Consider the following 19,692-nt stretch of genomic DNA (forward strand, 5'->3'; position numbering starts at 1 on the left):
CTCGGCGCGGAAGAGGCGCTGGCGTCTTCTTGTCCCGGGATCCCGGCTTTCGCCGGGATGACGTGCTGAATTGCCGCTTTCTACCCTCATCGCCGAGCCGTGGAGCCATTACGGTCTCATGGATTCGGGGCACGGCCGCAAGCTGGAGCGCTACGGCCCCTACAGCTTCATCCGGCCCGAGCCGCAGGCGATGTGGGCGCCGGCGCTGGAGACCTGGGACGCGGACGGCGAGTTCGTTCCCGGCTCCGACGAGGAAGGCGGCGGCCGCTGGCAGTTCCACCGCCCGGTCCCGAAGGAAGGCTGGGACATGGCATGGGAGGAGATCCGCTTCCGCGCCCAATGCACCCCCTTCCGCCACCTCGCTTTCTTCCCCGACATGGCGCCGCAATGGGCCTGGATGCGCGAGCGGCTCGATAAGGGGAATGAAGCGCTGAATCTGTTCGGCTATACCGGCGTCGGCACCCTGGCGATGAGCGCGGCGGGCGCGAACTTGGTCCATGTCGATGCGTCGAAGAAGTCGGTCGAGGCCGGCAAGGAGAATGCCGCTCTGTCGGGCATGGCCGACCGCCCGATCCGCTGGATGGTCGACGACGCCGCCAAATTCACCGCCCGCGAGGTCCGCCGCGGCCGCCGCTATGACGGCATCATCCTCGATCCGCCCAAATATGGCCGCGGCCCCACCGGCGAGGTGTGGAAGCTGGAGGACGGCCTGCCCGGCCTGATCGCCGATTGCGCGAAGCTGCTCGACGACAAGAGCCGCTTCCTAATCCTCACCGTCTATGCGGTGCGGATGTCGGCGCTGGCCATCGGCGAGCTCCTGAAACAGGCGACCGCGAACCTCGGCGGCACGGTCGAAATGGGCGACATGGCCGTCCGCGAGGAAGCGCGCGGCCTGCTCCTGCCGACGGCAATCTTCGCGCGGTGGTCGCGTTAGTCTCGCCCCGCCCGGATCGCCGCTCCCGCGACGAATGGCGCGGCCGCCACCAGCAGCAGCGACACCGCGGCGAGCAGCTTCCATGCTCCCGTGTCTCCCCCCTGGTCGATCAGCCCCGCTCCGAAGATCAGGATCGGCACGGCCAGCGGCAGCATCAGCAGTCCCGCCAGCGCGCCGGTCCCGCGCAGACCGGCCGTCAGCGCGCTCACCATCAGGGTCAACGCGGCGAGTCCCGGCGTGCCGGCCAGCAGGCCCAGTTCGAGCCGCAACAGCACGTCCTGCGGCAGCTTCATCAGCGCCGCCGCCGGAATCGCGGCCAGCATCAAAAGCGGACCGAAGCTCAGCCAGTGGCCGGCGAGCTTGGCGAGCGCGACCGCTTCCTCGCTCACCCCCCGCACCGCCAGCTGGTCGAGGACGCCCGAGGCGCGGTCGGGCTCGACCAGGCGCTCGGCCGGCAACAACGCCGCCAGCAGCGCCGCCATCCACAAGGCGCCGCCACCCGTCCGCGCCAGCAGCGGCCCGTCCGGCCCAACCGCGAACGGGAACAGGGTGGCGACCAGCAGGAAGAAGACCAGGGGGAGCACGGCGTTGCCCCCCGTCGCCGCCAGCCGCAGCTCGCGCAGGGTCAGCCAGCTCATCCCAGCGTGATCCGGAGCGCGTCATCCAGGCCCAGCGGCTGGTGCGACGCGGCGAGGATCGCCCCGCCCCCGGCGCGATGCGCGGCCATCGCCGCCGCCAGCCTCTCCCGTCCCTCGGCATCGAGCCCGTTGGCCGGCTCGTCGAGCAGCCACAAGGGCGCGCCGCTCGCTACCGCCCGCGCCAGCACCGCCCGCTTCTTCTGCCCGGTGGACAACATCCGCACCGGCACCCCGGCGAGCGGAACCAGCCCCATCGCCTCCAGCCCCGCCCCCGCATCGACACCGTCGATCCGCGCCCAGAAAGCGAGCGCACGGCCGAGGGTCAGCCGCTCGTCGAGGGCGGTGCGCTCGTCGGCGAGCGCCGCCGCCCCTGCCCGCTCGACCCGCCCGGCGGCCGCGCGCAACAGGCCGGCCGCGACCCTGAGCAGGCTCGACTTGCCGGCGCCGTTGGGGCCGGTAACCACTGCCGCCGCCCCCGGCTCCAAAACGAGGTTCAGCCCCTCGAACAGCAGCCGCCCGCCGCGAACGCAGCTCAGCCGTTCGATCCTCAGCAGCAGCAGCTCGGCCGTCACCCGGCGGCGTCCTCAATGGCGTGCATGTCGTCGTCGGAGAAGCCGAAATGGTGCCCCACCTCATGGACGATGACGTGGGTGACCAGCTCCTCCAGGCTCACGCCCGTCTCCGCCCATTCGTCGAGCAGGGGACGGCGATAGAGGTGGATCATCGCCGGCAGCTCGCCCGACAGCATCGACGATTGCTCGCCCAGCGGCCGGCCGGTGTAGAGGCCGGAAAGCTCGAACGGATTGTCGATGCCGAGCTCTTTCAGCACGGCTTCGTCGCCAAACTCCTCGACGCGGAAGACGACGCCGTCGAGATGCCGCCGGAAGCCTTCCGGGAGCCGCGCCACCGCCGCGTCCGCCAGCCGCTCGATCGCCGCCGCGTCGGGCGCGAATGTTTGACCCTCGCTCACCAAGAGCGACATAAAGGGGAAGAGGCGGCGAGGCCAGCGAGGGAGAGGATTATGATCGAGAAACTGTCGGACGCGGAGCGGAACGAGGCGTTGCCGGCGCTTGCCGGATGGACCCACGATCCGGCCCGCGACGCCATCTCGAAGCGCTTCAAGTTCGCCGATTTCGGCGAGGCCTTCGGCTTCATGACCCGGGTCGCGCTCGCCGCCGAGAAGGCCGACCACCACCCCGAATGGCGCAACGTGTGGAACCGGGTCGACATCCTCCTCACCACCCACGAGGCTGAGGGACTTACGCGGCGCGACATCGCGCTCGCCGAAAAGATCGACGCCATCGCCGGCCAGCTTGCCCTGGGCCGCGCCGCCGACTAGAGGGCGTTCCTTCCAGTGCATGCGGAGCGGTGGCCGAGTGGTCGAAGGCGCTCGCCTGGAAAGTGAGTATACGTCAAAAGCGTATCGAGGGTTCGAATCCCTCCCGCTCCGCCACCGACCCGCGGCACCGGCCGCTGCTTCAGGGACTTCCGCGAACAGGCGTAGCGCCGCTCGGCCGCACTCGCCGAGGGGCAGCCCCTCATGGCCTTGGGCCTGCGGCGCCCAACGCCACAACTCCGCTCACCGGGACAAGTCGCGATTGGACTGGCAGCACTTTCCGAAGCTATGGTAGCGCCGGGGCGGCACCGAGATTGGGGTGGGAACGGGTGGCGAATCAAGGCGGGCTCTATGATTGAGAGCGGCGAAAAAGGCGCGCGCGTCCTCATTTGCTGCGCGGAGTTCCATGGCTATCACAATATCTTCAAGGCGGCGTTCGAGCGCTCGGGCTATCGCTGCGAATTGTTCGACGAACGGGACTGCGCCAATTCCACGAGCAAGGCGCTGACGCGGCTGAACCTCCGACAACGCTTTCCTTGGGCGATGCGGGCCTATCGCGCGAAGCTCGTGCGCCGGGCCCGGGAATTCCGCCCCGACGTGATTATCGTCATCACGCCGGAGATGATCGATCCGCGCGCCGTGCAGGCGCTGCGCGCCGCGGCACCGGGTGCCCGGATCATCCTGTACATGTGGGAAGCGCTCCTCCGCAAACCGAAAGGGATCGCATTGATCGATATGGTCGACGCTGCCTTCAGCTACGATCCGCTCGACTGCGAAGTGGTGCCTGGCCTGCAGTTCCTGCCGCTCTTCCATACGCTGGGCGATGTGCCTTCTATTTCCGAATCAGGTGCCGGCCATGACGTCGTCTTCATCGGGTCGGTGCAATTCGCGCGTTTGCAGGCGTTGGCGACGATTTCCAAGACGATCGCCAGGCAAGGCCGGCGCGGTTTCTTCTTTCTCTATGCTCCGACGCTGATTCATTGGGGGATCTTCGCGATTGCTGCGCGAACGCTCGGCTTTCGCGGCAGGATATCGCGCAAGCAGATACCCCATCGGGAGTACCTCCGGCTGCACGACGAGGCGCGCTGCGTGATCGACATACAGCGGGGCACCCAGTCCGGTCTGGCGCTCCGCTCGCTCGACGCGATCTTCGCCGGCAGGCCGTTGCTCACGACCAATAAGCTCATCCGACGCTATGATTTCTTCGACAAGGCGCCCGTCGGCGTCTTTTCCCCGACGGACGACGTCCTGACCTTTCCCGATACAAGCGACGACCTCTGGCCGGACGCGGAACTGCATGACCGCTATAGCCTATCAAGCTGGGTCGCCATATTGATGGGCCGGAGGGCGCCGGGCGCATATTTCCTGCCACCCAAGCCCGGCCGGATCGCCGACGCCGAGCTATCTCTCGCGTGATGAGCGGCAACCTTCGCCTGCTCGCGATCGTCCCGCATCCCGACGATGAATCCTTCTTCATGGGCGGTACGCTCGCCAAATATGCGGCGGTTGCGCAAGTCGGGCTGGTCGTGGTGACCGATGGCGGCATGGGCAAGCGAGCCCGGCTGGACGCAAAGGGACGATGGTCCACGAACGCAGGCGGTGGAGAAGAATTGGATTGCGGCCCGGAGCTTGGCCGCGTGCGAGAAGATGAGCTGGCGGGAGCCGCGCGGGAACTGGGCGTCAGGGAGATTGCCTGGCTGGGGTGGTCTGAGAACCTCGAGACGTCCGCGCAATTCCTGCGCTCCGCAATTCGTCGGCAGATCAGATCCTTCGACCCGCACGTGGTCATCACCTTGAATGAAGCGGGGATTACGCGCCATGCGGACCATAGCTGGCTGGCGCTGGCCAGCCATCGGGCTATTCTCGATCTGGCGAACGACCCCTCGCTATCGCTCGAGCGCTTCTACACCGTCTCCTTGCCCGCGGCGTGCGGCCGGTTCGATTATTGGGGCGAGGTCCTCACTCGTCCGGACCAGAGGGTGGAGATCGACGTCGCGGATGCCCGGGCGCGGAGCCTGGCCGCGTGCCACCGGCACCGATCTCAAGCGCATTGGGTGAGCTACCTGGACTCGGTTGGTCTGCTCGCCCCCGACAAGGAAATCTTCATTCCCCGCTGGTCACGAAATAACCGGGGATCGAACCGGACCGACCTGTTCGCCGAGTCACCCGCGGGCGACACGGGCGCGCCGGTAATGCCGATGCCGGCCGCCAACCCCGCCGCCTACACCTCCGATCAGCCGGATCTGGCGGAAACGATCTTTTGGCGTGACCGCCGCTTGCGCGACAATTCGATGCGAGCGGTCATCCTGGCGTCGGGCCACGGGACGCGCATGAACAACCCGTCGCTGCCAAAGAGCATGGAAGTCGTGGCCGGGCACCCTATGCTCCACTACCCGCTCACGGCTCTTTCCGAAGCCAATGTCGATGAACGCCCTGTGGTCGTCACGGGCCCCAGGGGGCAGCCTATCCGCCAAGCATTTGCCTGTCTTGAGTTCGTCGACCAACCACGGCCGCTCGGCACCGGCCACGCTCTGAAGCAGAGCCGGCAAACACTGCGGCGATCCGGCGCGCGGCATGTCTGCGTGACCTATGGCGACATGCCGATGATTTCCGCGGCTAGCATCAGGCGCTTGGCGAGTTGTCATTGCGAAAGCGGCAGCGTCCTTTCCCTCGCCACGATAAAGGTCGCGGACTTCACGGGTGACGGCCGGCATTTCAAACGGCACGGCCGGATCACGCGCGACGCCGATGGTGGCATCACTGGCATCATCGAGTTCAGCGACGCCGATGATGAGCAAAGGGAAATCACCGATCTCAATCCAGGCATATATTGCTTCGACACGAACTGGCTCTGGCCGGCGCTGGACAGGATCGAAAGCCGTAACCGGCAGGATGAGTTCTACCTGACCGATCTGGTGAGCATCGCGGTGGCCGACGGGAGCGCCGTGGCGGAGATCGTCATCCCTGCAATGGAAGGCCTGGGCGTGAATTCGCGCGAAGACCTGGCAGTGGCCAACGCGCTACTGGGTGGTGGACGCGAAGCCAGCGACGGTCGCGGCAACCCGACGGTGGCCGGCAAGTTGATTTCGGTCCAGTGCACTGCCGGTCACCCCGGACTTTCGGCACCGCCCAAGTCGAGGATCGGCATTGGCTGAGTATCGATCGGCAATGGCCAGGCATTCGCGCGTCTTCTTCTCCGGGCAATTCCAGCCGGCCGTGAGCGGTCAGGCCGTCGCCACGCGGGATTTGGCGAACTTGCTCGAGAGCAGGGGGGTGGTCCTCCGGCGGCACGTCACGTCCGGCGCGGCCTTGACGCGTCTCTGGCGCTATCTATCGGGCACCGTCCTGATCTTGTTCGGCCCCGAGCGGATCGTCTACCTGTCGGTCAACATGCGGCGTGGGCTGCCCTTCAACATATTGATGGCAGCGGCGGCGCGCCTGGCAGGCAAAGCGCTGCGTGCCCACCATCACAATTACGGGACGATCGCCCGCTTCCACCCATTGATGGCTGCCTTCGTCCGCGTAGCCGGCAAGGACTGCGTCCACTTCTCAAACTGCGTTCCGATGGGACGGGAGATGGAAGAGAGGTACCGGGCGATCGGTCGGGTCGTGAGTCTTTCGAACATTGGGTCGGTCGATGACAGGCTCCATCCGGTGTGCCGCCCCGATCGGCCGGTTACGATCGGTCATATGAGCAGCCTGATGGAGGAGAAGGGCATCGACACCGTGATCGATGCCGTCATCGCCATGCGGGCCGGAGGCGTGCCTGCCAGGCTCGTCCTGGCCGGCCCGGATCTGGAGCCGTATGCACGAGGACAAATCAGGCGGACACAGAGTGCATTGAAGGATGATTTTCGCTTTGTGGGGCCGGTGCATGGCGAAGCGAAGCAGGCGTTCTTCGACTCAATCGATATCTTCGCTTTCGCGACCCGCTATGCCGAGGAGACGCAGGGAATCGTCAACCTCGAGGCCATGGCTTGCGGCAAGCCGGTGGTGGCGTTCGCCCAATGCTGCATCGCCAGCGATATCGGCGAGCAGGGCGGCGTGGCGGTCTCGCCAGGGTCCGATTTCAGTGCTGCTCTCACGGGTTACGCCGAACATTTTCTAGGCGATCCCGCGACCGCCAGCCGAAAGGCGCGTGCGAGGTTCGAGACGTTGCGGGAGGAATATCGGAGCGAGGTCGAACGAGTCGTCGAGACGTTTCTCCTATGATCGGGTGCCGATGCCGCGCCCGGTGAGAGCAATCGAGACGATCGACTCATCGCCAGGTCGGGTCAGCGTCCCGATCCGGGGCAAGCGTTTCCTCGACATGGTCGTCTCAGTGACCTTGCTGCTGGTGCTCGCGCTGCCGTTCTTCGTGATCGCCACTTTGGTTGCCCTGGATCTTCGCGCCTTCCCGATCTTTCGAGGGCAGCGGGTTGGATGGAAGGGAGAGCCATTCGCGATCTACAAGTTCCGCACCATGAGGAGAGACTATCGGCCGACCCGATCCGCCGGCGACGCCGAAATCTCGTTTCTCCATGTGCCGCGTGATGATCCGCGCATTACGCCGCTGGGCAAATTCCTGCGACGGTACAGCATCGACGAGACGCCGCAGCTGCTGAACATATTTCTGGGAGACATGAGCCTGATTGGACCGAGGCCGTTCGATGCGGAGGAATTCGAGCAGGGGCCGTTTCCCGACCCCGGTTATCACGAATGGCTTCGGAAACGCCATTGGGTCCGGCCCGGGATGGCGGGATTGTGGCAGGTGTCTGGCCGCAATGACACCAGCTTCGCCGACCTTGTCGCCCTCGACCTGAAATACGTACAGGAATGGACGCCCGGGCTGGAATGTTCGATTTTTTGGCGAACCTTCGGCGGGTGGTACGTGGGACCGGCGCGAGTTGAGCTTCGTTCCGCCTGCTAGCCTTTGCGCATGGCCGCGCGCGCGACATCGCACACCTCGTCGACCTGCCCTTCGCTCATTTCCGCGAATAACGGCAGCGAAAGGGTCCTCTCCGATATCCGCTCGGCGACGGGGAAATCACCCCGGGAGTAGCCGAGGTTGGCATGGGCAGGCTCCAGATGCACCGGGCGCGGATAGTGGATTCCTGTCTCGATCCCGGCTCGGGCCAAGTCGGCGCGAACGCGGTCACGATTGGCGATTTCGATCGCGAACACATGGTGGACATCGCTGCATCCGGCGAGTGCGAGTGGATGGTAGGCGATGCTGTCTGCGAGCCCTCGCGCGTAGCGGCATGCATGACGCTCCCGCGCCTCCGACCAAAGGTCCACATGATTTAGTTTGACGCGCAACATCGCCGCCTGCAGCGCATCCATGCGCATGTTGAACCCGGCAAGGTCGTGTTCGCCTTTTCGCGTCTGTCCCCAGTTGCGCAGCAGGCGCGCGCGTTGGGCGATCTCCGGATCTTGGGTGATAATGGCGCCGCCTTCCCCCAGCGCGCCGAGGGGCTTCGCGGGATAGAAGCTGAACGCGCCGACATCGCCGATACCCCCGACGCGGCGGCCGCCGTGACGGGCGCCGTGAGCTTGCGACCCATCCTCGACCAGCCACAGGTCATACTCTTCCGCGAGCGCGGTCAATGCCGTCATATCGGCGGGGCGGCCATGAAGGTGAACGGGAACGATGGCCTTGGTCCGCGGCGTGACGGCCGCCCTGACCGCGCTGGCATCGATCGTCCAGGCTCGAGGTTCGATGTCGATCAGCACCGGCCGCGCGCCGGTAAATCGGATCGCCGCGACGGTCGCGACGAAAGTGAACGCTACGGTGATGACTTCGTCGCCTGGGCCGACGCCGCAGGCCAGCAGGGCGAGCTGCAACGCCGACGTGCCGGAATTGACGGCCACGGCATAGGGCGCCTCGCAATAGTGCGCGAAAGCGTCTTCGAAGCCTTCAACCTCAGGCCCAAGGCCGTAACTGCCGGATCGGATGACTCGAATGGCAGCGGATTCAAGAGGCTCGCGGATGGAGGCATTCTGCGCTTCAAGATCGACGAGCGGGATTTTCACTTCGTCGCCCCGAGCGCTCTGAGAAAGTTTGTCGATCGGGCATGCTGGATGGACTTCCTCGACTGCATCCTCACCGGCCGACTTCCGTCCACTGTCCCACTCCTTTGGCGGAACAGAGGCAGGCATCGAGAATGGCCGCGAGACGCACCCCCTGCCACCCGTCGGAGGCGGGCCTCTCTCCGGTTCGGATGCAATGCAAGAAGTTCTCGACCGCGTTCGCCAAAGTTTCTGTCGTGCTTTCCAAAGGCAGGACGCTGCCATTATGCCGACCGGAGCCAATATCGCCGAAATTGATTGCCGGTGCGCCGGGACTGAGATGTTGGTGGATCCTCACCTTGTCACGCAATTGTGTGTCATCGAATTCGATAGACTGATCATGGGAACTGATCGTGATTCGTCTGACCCGATCTGGAGCGCACCAGTTGACGCGGATTTCAGCCTTGAGTCCTGACGAATAAGTCAGGGCAATATGTTGCTCCTCATCCTCCGCCTGCCCTGTCACGGCAACGGCGAGAGGACCCTCCCCGACCAGGAAATCCAATATTGCGAGGTCATGAACCGCAAGATCGTGAAAAATGGACGAGTCTTTGCGCGCCCGGCCATTATTTATCCTGACGGAATGATAACGCTGCATTTCACCGAAATCTTTTTCGGCCATCATCTGTTTAATTAATCTGATGCTGTCGCTGTAAATATGGGTGTGATCGATGAAGAGAAGACGCTTCCGCTCCTGCGCCAGCAAGACCAGCGCCGTCGCCTGTTCCGCCGTTTCCGCGACGGGTTTCTCGATCCAGACGTGCTTCCCGGCCTCCAGAGCAGCTTTGGCGATTTCGTGATGCGTGTTCGATGGCGTGGCGATCACCAGAACGTCGGCATCCTCCATGTCGACGGCTTCGGCCGATGTCGATGTCAGCACGGCGTTCGCGAATTGGCGCCGCGCCTCCACGAGCCTTTCCGGCGCGATGTCGGCGATACAGCAAATCTCGACGTGGGGAGCGCGCGCAAAGCAGCGGGCGAGGATCGTGCCCCAATATCCGAACCCGATGATTCCAATACGCATGTACCCCCCTGTCAGACAGAGCCTGCCAGCGCACGAACGGCGTTACAAAGACTCAAGGAAGTCCCCGTCTTTGATCATCCATTCTGGAAGTAAAAAGCAATCCATGACCGCTCTCAGGGCTGTCGGCGGGCTGGAGTGCGCAGGCCAAGGCGACGAGGGCCAGCGCCGGCGCGAAGGCGGTCACCTTCATCCGCTGCTTCTCCTCGGTGGACGGCGGCTCAGCCGCGCGGGGCGTTGTCGACGCACCATGCGACGGCGGCCTGGCGGAGCGGCGCGGGCGTCGGCTGGAGCATGTTGACGCTGCTGCCGATCATCTGATTGGCCTCCGTCTCGCCGCCGAGCTCCCGCGCGAGGCCGCGCCGCCAGGCATCGCTGGCGTTGTCCAGGGCTTCCTGCTGGCCGACCGGCACGGGATCCATTTGCCCGATATGGACCACGCAATCCGCCGCGTCGTAGCTGCCGTCGGGCGCGACCTGCTGGCGGAGCTGCGGGTCGTCGATCCCCGCGAGAGCGGCTTGAAGCTCGTCCGGCGACGGGACCGTCAGTCCCACTTCCGTCAAGTCCGCGCCCTCGCCCGGCGCCGCAACGCTGTCGGCGGCGGCGGGCGGCGCCTCCGCCGGTTGCCCGGTACGGACCTCTTCACCTGATGCCCCGTCGCAGCCGGCGAGGCAGACGCTCATTGCAAGCGTACAGATGCGGATCACCATCATCGTTTGCCCCCCACTTTTTCAAGACGTCAGCCTGGCATATAGAAATTGCGGGCCTCGTCGAGCTTGCCCGGGCAGGTGACCTTGGTGGACTGCAAAGCGCCTTGCGGTTTCTACCGCAGGAGACCCCCATATCCTCGTCAACGGATGGCCGGTAATAGGGTCGCCGCGGCATCGGCCGCGAGTAACCTTAACGGAGGCGCGGCGACAGTCCGCCGCGCGGGCTGCCATGAATTTCGTTTCCATCACCTTCGATGATCTCAACGCCTTCGCCTTCCTCAAAGCGCTCTACGGCAGCCAGCTCCACACCCCCAACATCGATCGCGTGATGGCGATGGGAACGACGTTCGACAATGCGTTTGCCCAGGTCGCGATCTGCAACGCGTCGCGGACTTCGGTGCTGAGCGGCCTCGATCCGGCCGCCACCGGCGTTCACGCGAATTTCGAAATATGGCATGAATTCGTCGATCCGGCGGGAACGCTGCCGGCGCTGCTCAAGGATGCGGGCTATTCGACCAGCATCATCGGCAAGGTCTTCCACCAGTCGGACATGCCCGAGCACGTGGCGTCGGTGGTCGCCGACTACATCTTCCGGGCGCCGGGCGATTCCTACGAGGATTCCACCGTGATCACCACCCGCCCGTCGACCGGCGGGGCGGAAGCGCAGGGAGACTATATCAACGTCGATCACGCGATCGACATCGTGAACGCCGCGGGGTCGGACCCGTTCGCGCTGTTCCTCGGCATCTTCAAACCGCACCTCGGCTGGGTCGTTCCCCAGGAATATTTCGATCTCTATCCGCTCGACCAGATCGAGCTTCCCTTCGCATTGGATGGCGACCTTTCCGACGTCCCGGAATTCATGAGAGCTCTCGTCCATGACGACCTCCACGCCGACGTTCTGGCGGCCGACGCCTGGAAGACGGCGCTGCAGGGCTATTTTGCGAGCATCAGCTTCGCCGACGCGATGGTGGGCCGGCTGCTCGATACGCTGGAGGCCAACGGCCAGATGGACGACACGGCGATCCTGCTGTGGACCGACCACGGATACCATCTCGGTGACAAGGACAATTGGCACAAGTTCACCTTGTGGGACGAAGCAGGCCGCGCGCCCTTCATCCTCGCCCTCCCCGGAACAGGGGATGACGGGCAGAGAGTTCAGCAGGTTGTCGAAATGGTCGACATCATGCCGACCGTGCTCGATCTATTCGACATCGCGCCGCCTCCGGGGCTCTCCGGCCGCTCGCTGCTGCCTTTCATACAGGATCCGGCGCTCATCGACGATGGCGTCGCCGTCACGACGATGTATGGCAGCGCCGCCATCCGCACGAACGGCTATCGCTATATACGCTACGAAGACGGCTCCACGGAGCTTTACGATATCGTCGCCGACCCGAACGAGTGGCGCAATCTGGCCGGCGACCCCGCATGGGACGCGGTCGAGGCGGAGCTGGACGCACGGCTCCGGTCTGACCTTTCCAGCCAGGGATGGGTCTGGGTCGATGCGGACGCATCGGCCGCGGGCACCGACATCTCCGAGCTGTTCGTTCTCGCTTCGGGCACCTCCGCGAGCGCCGGAGGCCGGGGCGACGACACCTATTTCATCAGCGACAGCCAGACCCTTGTGCTGGAGGAAGCGGAGAGCGGCGAGGACACGGTCTATACGTCGGTCAGCTTCACCCTCCCCGATCATGTCGAACATCTCTATTTCCGGGTGCCCAGCCGCAACCCGGACATGGTCCTGATCGGCAATGGCGGCGACAACATCATCGTCGGCATCCATCGCGTCGAAGGGCTGGATGGAAATGACAGCCTGCGCATGTGGGGCGCGGGCCTGGCCGACGGCGGCCTTGGCGACGATGCCGTTCAAGGGTCTCAGTGGCACGACGATCTGCGCGGCGGCGACGGGGCCGACGTCATCACTGCCAGCCGCGGCGACGATGTGCTCGACGGCGGCCTCGGCGATGACAGCCTCCACGGCGGCGACGGCGCGGATACGGCGTCCTACGCTTCGGCAAGCACGGGCGTGTCCGTGACCCTGGGATTGGTCGACGAGCAGGACACACTGGGCGCTGGCATAGACAGGTTGAACTGCATCGAAAATCTCGTCGGCTCGGAATTTGCCGATTCCCTGACCGGCGGCGACGAAGCCAATGTCATCGACGGAGGCCTGGGGCACGACTGGCTGGAGGGCGGCGCGGGCATCGACACCGTCTCTTTCGCATCCGCTATCGGCGGAATTGTGGTCAATCTCGCGCAAAGGCTGCAGCAGGATACGGGCGGCGCCGGCATCGACACGATCTCCGGCTTTGAAGGCATTGCCGGCTCTGCCTTTGCCGACAGCCTGACAGGAGATGGGGGTGCCAACCGGATCGACGGCGGATCGGGCGACGATGTGATCGATGGCGGGGAAGGCGACGACAGCCTGCTGGGTGGCGACGGCGACGACACGGTTTCTTATGCCGGAGCTGCGGGCGGGGTGACGGTCAGCCTCACCGAACGGGGGGTTCAGGCGACCGCCGGCGCCGGGGCGGACACGCTGGCGGATATCGAGAATTTGGTCGGGTCCGGCTGGAACGACAGCATCACCGGAACGGTTTCCGCCAATCGTCTGCTCGGCGGCACCGGGGAAGACATTCTCGAAGGGGTCGCCGGCGATGACGATCTGGAAGGCGGCGACGGTAACGATATGCTGCTCGGCGGCGGCGGCGCCGACCGGATGCGCGGCGGGCTGGGCGACGACGTTTTCTATGTTCAGGAAGAAGGCGATGTCGCCATCGAGGAAGCCGAGGGCGGCCACGATCAGGTTCGGGCGTTCCTCGACCATGCGCTGGCGGACAGTTTCGAGGAGTTGCGCCTCTATGGCGACGCGCGAAACGGGACGGGCAATACGAGCTCCAACTTCATCGCCGGGACTGGTTACAACGACATCCTCCAGGGTCTTGGCGGCGAGGACAGGCTGCGTGGCCGAAGCGGCGACGATGAGCTTGGCGGCGGAGCCGACGCGGATCTGATCGAAGGGGGGACCGGTGGCGACCGGCTGGCGGGCGGCGACGGCGACGACCGGCTCGCGGGAGAAGAGGGCGATGACATCACCGAAGGCGGAGCGGGCGCCGACGCGATGGACGGAGGCATCGGCCTCGATACCCTGTCTTACTCGACGGCCACGGCGGGCGTGGCGATCAGCCTCGCCGTCACCGTTGCGCAGGACACGATCAGCGCCGGCAGCGACACCGTTGCCGGGTTCGAAAACCTCGTCGGATCGTCCTTTGCCGATCATTTGACGGGAGACGCGGCCGCCAACCTGATCGTCGCCGGCGACGGAGACGATATGTTGGAGGGCGGCGCCGGGGGCGACACGCTCGATGGCGGTATCGGGGCGGACGCCATGACCGGCGGGATCGGCGACGACATCTATCTCCTCGACGATGCCGGCGATGTCGTGACGGAGGCCTCGGAGGAAGGGCAGGACGAAATCCGCACCGGGCTGGCTCAAATGGTTCTGGCGGACAATGTCGAAGGGCTGACCGGCACTTCGGGCGCAGGCCAATCGCTTGCCGGCAACGCACTCGCGAACAGAATCACTGCCGGAGACGGAAGCGACATCCTGGAGGGCGGTGGTGGAGCCGACACGCTCGAAGGCGGGTTCGGCGCCGACGCCATGGCCGGCGGGTTCGATGACGATGTTTATTTTGTCGACGACCCGGGGGATGTGGTGACGGAGGGCGTCGAGGAAGGAGGGGACGAAATCCGCACCGGGCTGGCCGAAATAATCTTGGCGGACAATGTCGAAACACTAACCGGCACCTCCGGCACGGACCAGTCGCTCACCGGCAACGCCCTTGCGAACAGCATCGGCGGCGGCGCGGGCAATGACAGGATCGACGGCGGCGGCGGCGCCGACATCATGTCGGGAGGGCTCGGCGACGACGTCTATTTTCTCGATGACGTCGCCGACATGGTCCTCGAGGAGGATGGCGGGGGAAGCGACGAAGTCAGCACCAGCCTTGTCGCCTACACGTTGGCGCACAATGTCGAAATATTAAGCGGCACCGCCACCGGTGGCCAGGCACTGACCGGCAATGGACTGGCCAACGTGATCCGGGGCGGCGCGGGCGACGATGTGGTCGACGGCGCCGGCGGCGCGGACGCCATGGCGGGCGGTCTCGGCGATGACATTTACGTCATCGACGATTCCGGAGACGTTGTCGCCGAAAGCCTCGAAGGCGGCCATGACCAAGTTCGCACGGAGCTCGGCTCTTATGCGCTGGGCGACAATTTCGAGGCGCTGATCGGCTTGTCCGCCACCGGCCAGTCGCTCACCGGCAACGCCCTGGCCAACGTGATCGCCGCCGGAACCGGCGACGATCGGCTGGCCGGCGGCGAGGGCGACGATATGCTGACCGGCGGCGCCGGCGCCGACACCGCGAGCTATGTCTCGGCCACGTCCTCCGTTGTCATCGACCTGTCGCTGACGACGGCGCAGCAGACGGGCGGCGCCGGGATGGACACGCTGGCCCAAATCGAGAGCCTCGCCGGCTCCTCCTTCGCAGACGCTCTGACCGGCTCCGCGAAGGCCAACGTCCTGGACGGCGGCGCGGGCGCGGACAAGATATTCGGCGCGTCCGGGGACGACATGCTTTTTGGCGGCGACGGCGACGACACGCTGACCGGCGGCCGGGGCATCGACATCTCGGCCGGAGGGCTGGGCGACGATCTTTACCGCGTCGGCAATGCCGAGGACGCCGTGGTCGAGACGGCCGGCGAAGGGTATGACGCTGTGCGGGCCATGGTCGATCATGTGCTGGCGGACAATGTCGAGGAGCTGCGCCTGATCCGCGACGCTCGTAACGGTACAGGCAATGAGTCCGACAATCGGCTCTTCGGTTCGGCCGGCGACGATATGCTCGCCGGCCTGGATGGCGACGATTCTTTGCGCGGCCTGGATGGGGCCGACAATCTTCAGGGCGGCACCGGCGATGATATTTTCTATGGCGGTTCGGGCGCCGATCGCGGATTCGGCGACGATGGCAGCGACCGGCTGAACGGCGAAACCGGCGACGACTGGCTCGAGGGCGGCGGCGGCGACGACGCCCTGTACGGCCGCGCCGGCGCCGACAGCCTGTTCGGCGGCGACGGAAATGACGGCCTGGTCGGCGGACTGAACACCGACGTTCTAAGCGGCGGCGGCGGCGCCGACGGCTTCCTGTTCGACATCGGCCATTCCAGCGCGGACCGCCTGTTGTCGGACGTGATCGCCGATTTCAACAACACCGAGGGCGACCGGATCAACCTGAAACATATCGACGCGGACGCCCGCGACTCCGTCGATCAGGCCTTCGCCTTTATCGGCGGGGCGGCGTTCACCGGGGCGGCGGGGGAGCTGCGCTGGGAAGCGTTCGAAGGCGGAATCTATGTCGAGGGCGACGTCAACGGCGATGCCCTGACCGATTTCGCAATCCGGCTGGACGCTGTCGCGACGATTTCCTCTTCGGATTTCAATCTGTGACGGGGCCACTGCGCGGCGGCGACGGACGGGGTTGGATGAATGCCGGCCAGGCCGAGACGCGCTCTTCACGCGCTGGACCCGATCGCCGAAATTGCGGGCTCGCCGCGGCCGGCTAAATCAGGATCTGACCCGCCAACTGCTCCAGGGTCGTATCCGCGACGATCAGCGATTCGGCGCCGTCGAACCGGAAGACGACATTGCCGTTGCCGAGGTTCCGGCCATGGCCGAGCGCCTCCCCGGCATCGGCGAAATCGAAGGCGCGGAGGTCGATCCGGTCGTTGCCCTGAAAATCCCTGAAACGGTCGTTACCGTCCCCGGGCGCGAAGATCAGGGTGTCGATGCCCGCGCCGCCATGGCTATCGTCGTCGCCGGCGCCTCCGACCAGAAGGTCGTCGCCCGCGCCGCCCCGCAGCATGTCGGCTTCGGCGCCGCCCTCGAGCCGGTCGGCGCCGTCATCGCCGGCCAGGCGATCCGTTCCGGCGCCTCCGAACAGGCGATCCTCGCCAAGGCCGCCGAATAGCCGGTCTGCCCCATCGTCGCCGTGCAGCCTGTCGAACCCTGCGCCGCCATAGGCCGAATCGTCGCCGGCCCCGGCGCGCACCAGATCGTCGCCGTCCGCCGCGCCGGGCGAGGGATCGAGCCGGTAGATCTGGCCCGGAAAAGCGAGGACGTAGAGATTATCGGCGGCATCGGCCGCGAACGATACGATTCCGCCGATGCTTCCGGCGTTCGTGACGATGCGGTCGCCGAGATTGGTGAAATCGACAGCCGCGCCATCCTGGACGCGGAAGGTGGCGATCCGGCTCGATCCGAAATCGCCGAAGATGTAGAAGCCGTCCATGCCGGCCGAAGGGCCGCGATAGACATAACCGCCGGTCACCGAGACGCCATTCTCCTCGCTATGGGCGTAGACGTGAACAGGATCGACCAGGCTCGGATCTTCGGGCGAAGGATTGCCGGGCCTGTCGTCGCGGCGGACTTCATATCCTTCCTTCACCACCCAGCCGTAATTCTCGCCGCCGCCGCTCGATGCGGGCTGCCAGTTCACCTCCTCGAAGCGCGCCTGGCCGACGTCTGCGATGTAGAAATCGCCGGTCGCGCTGTCGAAGCTGTTGCGCCACGGATTGCGCAGGCCGAAGGCCCAGACCTCGGCCGCGCCGCCCCCGTCCACGAACGGATTGTCCGGGGGAATCGCGTAATTGCGGTCGGAATCGCCGGGAAAATCGTCGCCGTTCACATCAATGCGCAATATCTTGCCGAGCCACGAGCTGGTGTCCTGCGCTTCGTTGTTCGGGTCGTTGCCCGGCCCGCCGTCGCCCGACGCGATATAGAGATAGCCATCCGGTCCGAAATCGATCCAGCCGCCGCCATGATTGGTCGCCTCGGGGTTGCGCGGGAAGGTCCAGACCAGGGTCTCGCTGGCCGGATCGACCCGCGTCGGATCGTCGGCGAACGTTTCAAACCGGAGTATTTCCGTCTCCCCGGCGGAGTTGGTGAGGCTGACGAATAGCTGGCGATTGTCCTCGAAATCGGGATGGAAGGCGAAACCGAGAAACCCCTGCTCGCCGCTGGAGCCGAGCCGCGCATTGTCGAGATCGAGGAAGGGCGTCGGCGCGATGGTTCCGGAAGCGATATCCAATATGCGGATATCGCCCGTCCGAAGCTCGCCGACGTAAAGATGGCCGGGATCGCCAGGAGCGGCCGTGGCAAAGACGGGACGGTCGAGGCCGTTCGCGACGCGGGTCGCGGCGATGGCGCCGGCCTCGGGATCGCGCCGGCCGTCGCCATGGCCGAAGAGGATGTCGTCGCCGGCGCCGCCGAACAGGCTGTCGGAACCGTCGCCTCCCCGAAGGATATCGATATCGTCGCCGCCGTTCAAGGCGTCGCGCCCGCGTCCGCCGAGCAGCCGGTCGCGGCCGCCAAGGCCGCGCAGGACGTCGCCTTCGTCCCTGCCGCGAAGCAGGTCGGCGCCTCCGTTTCCGGTGAATTCCGCCATGATATCCTCCTGCGCGGCCAGCCTGGACAACGAACATTCCGCGAAATTGTGTCGCGCTTGCCACTTGCACCGGTTGGGCTACGGGCTCAACTGGCGCGGTGGGCCGGAACGACGACAATGCGGCGATGGGGCACGGCATCGGCTTCGGCGAGGCGGCGCGTGTCTGGGCGCGGATCGCGCTGCTGAGCTTCGGCGGGCCGGCCGGCCAGATCGCCGTCATGCACCGCATCCTCGTCGACGAGAAGAAGTGGATCGGGGAGGACCGATTTCTTCACGCGCTCAACTTCTGCATGCTCCTCCCCGGCCCGGAGGCGCAGCAACTCGCAATCTATATCGGCTGGCTGCTCCACAAGGTGAAAGGCGGCCTCGTCGCCGGCATCCTGTTCATCCTCCCCGGCCTCGTCTCGATCATGGCCTTGAGCTGGCTCTACGTCCTCTACGGCGATGCCGGCCCGGTCGAGGCTTTGTTCTTCGGCCTCAAGGCGGCGGTGCTAGCAATCGTCTTCCAGGCGGTCGTCCGGATCGGCGGCCGCGCGCTTGGCAACCGCGCCCGGCTCGCCGTCGCGGGCGGGGCGTTCCTCGCCATCTTCCTGTTCGCCCTGCCCTTTCCCCTGATCGTGATCGGCGCGGGGCTGATCGGCTATCTGGCCGCGCGGGGCGGCGGCACGGCGTTCGCGGCGGGCGGAGGACATGGTTCCGGCGCGGCGGCGGCGCCGAACTCCGACAGCCTGCTCGGCGCGACGACGCCGAACCACGCCCGGGCCTACGGCCGTACGCTGCCGCGCCTGGCGCTCATGCTGCTCCTGCTCTGGCTCACGCCGGTGGCGCTGCTGATCGCCACCGGCGCGGGTACTTATGCCGACATCGCCTTGTTCTTCTCGCAGATGGCGGTCGTCACCTTTGGCGGCGCCTATGCCGTGCTCGCTTATGTCGCCCAGGCGGCGGTGGAGACCTATGGCTGGCTCGCGCCCGGCGAGATGCTCGACGGGCTCGGCCTCGCGGAGACGACGCCGGGGCCGCTCATCATGGTGACCCAGTTCGTCGGCTTCCTCGGCGCCTATCGCGATCCCGGCGCGCTGCCGCCACTCGTCGCGGGCACGCTCGGCGGCCTGCTCACCACCTGGGTGACCTTCGTCCCCTGCTTCCTCTGGATCTTCGCCGGCGCGCCCTTCATCGAACGGCTGCGCGCGAACAAGGCGCTGACCGGCGCGCTCGCCGCGATCACCGCCGCGGTGGTCGGCGTGATCCTCAACCTCGCTTTGTGGTTCGCCCTCCACTATTTGTTCGGCGCCGTTTCGGAGCGGCGATACGGCCCGCTGAGGCTCGATCTGCCTGAGTGGAGCAGCCTCGATCCGACGGCGACGCTCCTCGCGGCGGCCGCCCTCGTCGCCGTGCTTCGCTTTCGCGCCGGCATGGTCGCCGTCATTATCGGCTGCGCCATCGCCGGGATGGCGGTAAGGGGACTTTAGCCGCGGTTGCCAAGCGCCCGGCCAGCGGTCA

The 19,692-nt window shown here is 65.9% G+C and carries 15 protein-coding genes and 1 tRNA gene; 9 read left to right on the forward strand and 7 right to left on the reverse strand.

All coding sequences use genetic code 11. The features are described 5' to 3' along the window. Window positions 1–70: 70 nt before the first annotated feature. The gene (locus tag ACFQRC_RS13085; protein WP_379961943.1) at window positions 71–934 is read left to right on the forward strand and encodes a class I SAM-dependent methyltransferase; all 864 of its coding nucleotides are present in this window, start codon (window positions 71–73) and stop codon (window positions 932–934) included. Here ACFQRC_RS13085 and ACFQRC_RS13090 read toward each other — a convergent pair. Genes ACFQRC_RS13090 through ACFQRC_RS13100 form a run of 3 tightly spaced genes read right to left on the reverse strand, consistent with a single transcriptional unit; the run spans window position 931 to window position 2,542 of the window. After that, window positions 931–1,572 (reverse strand): heme exporter protein CcmB, encoded by a 642-nt coding sequence (locus tag ACFQRC_RS13090; RefSeq protein ID WP_379961949.1) that lies wholly within the window; start codon window positions 1,570–1,572, stop codon window positions 931–933. The genes ACFQRC_RS13085 and ACFQRC_RS13090 overlap by 4 nt on opposite strands. Beyond that, a complete protein-coding gene (ccmA, locus tag ACFQRC_RS13095; RefSeq protein WP_379961951.1) occupies window positions 1,569–2,144 on the reverse strand; it encodes a heme ABC exporter ATP-binding protein CcmA in 576 nt (191 codons plus the stop codon). Before ccmA ends, ACFQRC_RS13090 begins: the two co-directional genes overlap by 4 nt. After that, complete coding sequence (locus tag ACFQRC_RS13100; protein WP_379961953.1) at window positions 2,141–2,542, reverse strand: metallopeptidase family protein; 402 nt, start codon at window positions 2,540–2,542, stop codon at window positions 2,141–2,143. Before ACFQRC_RS13100 ends, ccmA begins: the two co-directional genes overlap by 4 nt. Window positions 2,543–2,593: 51 nt before the next feature. Between ACFQRC_RS13100 and ACFQRC_RS13105 the strand changes: the two genes are divergently transcribed. The 6 genes from ACFQRC_RS13105 to ACFQRC_RS13130 all read left to right on the forward strand — a co-directional run bounded on the left by ACFQRC_RS13105 (window position 2,594) and on the right by ACFQRC_RS13130 (window position 7,817). Further along, window positions 2,594–2,911 carry a 4a-hydroxytetrahydrobiopterin dehydratase gene (locus ACFQRC_RS13105; protein ID WP_379961955.1) on the forward strand — a complete coding sequence of 106 codons (318 nt, stop codon included), beginning with the start codon at window positions 2,594–2,596 and terminating at the stop codon, window positions 2,909–2,911. Between the two features lie 23 nt (window positions 2,912–2,934). Further along, window positions 2,935–3,025, forward strand: a tRNA-Ser gene (locus tag ACFQRC_RS13110). Between the two features lie 87 nt (window positions 3,026–3,112). Beyond that, window positions 3,113–4,324: a hypothetical protein gene (locus tag ACFQRC_RS13115; protein WP_379961957.1), complete on the forward strand. Its 1,212-nt coding sequence runs from the start codon at window positions 3,113–3,115 to the stop codon at window positions 4,322–4,324. Beyond that, window positions 4,324–6,063: a PIG-L family deacetylase gene (locus ACFQRC_RS13120; RefSeq protein ID WP_379962431.1), complete on the forward strand. Its 1,740-nt coding sequence runs from the start codon at window positions 4,324–4,326 to the stop codon at window positions 6,061–6,063. The genes ACFQRC_RS13115 and ACFQRC_RS13120 overlap by 1 nt, the downstream gene beginning before the upstream one ends. A gap of 154 nt (window positions 6,064–6,217) precedes the next feature. Further along, a complete protein-coding gene (locus ACFQRC_RS13125) occupies window positions 6,218–7,120 on the forward strand; it encodes a glycosyltransferase family 4 protein (RefSeq protein ID WP_379961959.1) in 903 nt (300 codons plus the stop codon). Between the two features lie 10 nt (window positions 7,121–7,130). Next, entirely contained in the window at window positions 7,131–7,817 is a 687-nt protein-coding gene (locus ACFQRC_RS13130; protein WP_379961961.1) for a sugar transferase, read from the forward strand. Here the strand turns inward: ACFQRC_RS13130 and ACFQRC_RS13135 are convergent. The 3 genes from ACFQRC_RS13135 to ACFQRC_RS13145 form a co-directional block, all read right to left on the reverse strand. Continuing rightward, the gene (locus ACFQRC_RS13135) at window positions 7,814–8,920 is read right to left on the reverse strand and encodes a DegT/DnrJ/EryC1/StrS family aminotransferase (RefSeq protein WP_379961963.1); all 1,107 of its coding nucleotides are present in this window, start codon (window positions 8,918–8,920) and stop codon (window positions 7,814–7,816) included. The two genes, ACFQRC_RS13130 and ACFQRC_RS13135, sit on opposite strands and share 4 nt — an antisense overlap. A gap of 70 nt (window positions 8,921–8,990) precedes the next feature. Next, a complete protein-coding gene (locus ACFQRC_RS13140) occupies window positions 8,991–9,980 on the reverse strand; it encodes a Gfo/Idh/MocA family protein (protein WP_379961965.1) in 990 nt (329 codons plus the stop codon). 218 nt (window positions 9,981–10,198) lie between these two features. Continuing rightward, window positions 10,199–10,690: a hypothetical protein gene (locus tag ACFQRC_RS13145; protein ID WP_379961967.1), complete on the reverse strand. Its 492-nt coding sequence runs from the start codon at window positions 10,688–10,690 to the stop codon at window positions 10,199–10,201. A gap of 226 nt (window positions 10,691–10,916) precedes the next feature. Here ACFQRC_RS13145 and ACFQRC_RS13150 point away from each other — a divergent pair, with 226 nt between their 5' ends. Next, entirely contained in the window at window positions 10,917–16,196 is a 5,280-nt protein-coding gene (locus ACFQRC_RS13150; RefSeq protein ID WP_379961969.1) for a sulfatase-like hydrolase/transferase, read from the forward strand. Window positions 16,197–16,308: 112 nt separating this feature from the next. On the opposite strand, the gene ACFQRC_RS13155 is transcribed toward ACFQRC_RS13150, so the two are convergent. After that, window positions 16,309–18,192, reverse strand: a complete 1,884-nt coding sequence (locus ACFQRC_RS13155) for a PQQ-dependent sugar dehydrogenase (RefSeq protein ID WP_379961971.1) — start codon at window positions 18,190–18,192, stop codon at window positions 16,309–16,311. A gap of 125 nt (window positions 18,193–18,317) precedes the next feature. Here ACFQRC_RS13155 and chrA point away from each other — a divergent pair, with 125 nt between their 5' ends. Beyond that, a complete protein-coding gene (chrA, locus tag ACFQRC_RS13160) occupies window positions 18,318–19,661 on the forward strand; it encodes a chromate efflux transporter (RefSeq protein WP_379962432.1) in 1,344 nt (447 codons plus the stop codon). Window positions 19,662–19,692: the final 31 nt, after the last annotated feature.

The organism is Enterovirga sp. GCM10030262 (assembly GCF_042666435.1).
In the GTDB taxonomy this organism is placed as follows: domain Bacteria; phylum Pseudomonadota; class Alphaproteobacteria; order Sphingomonadales; family Sphingomonadaceae; genus Allosphingosinicella.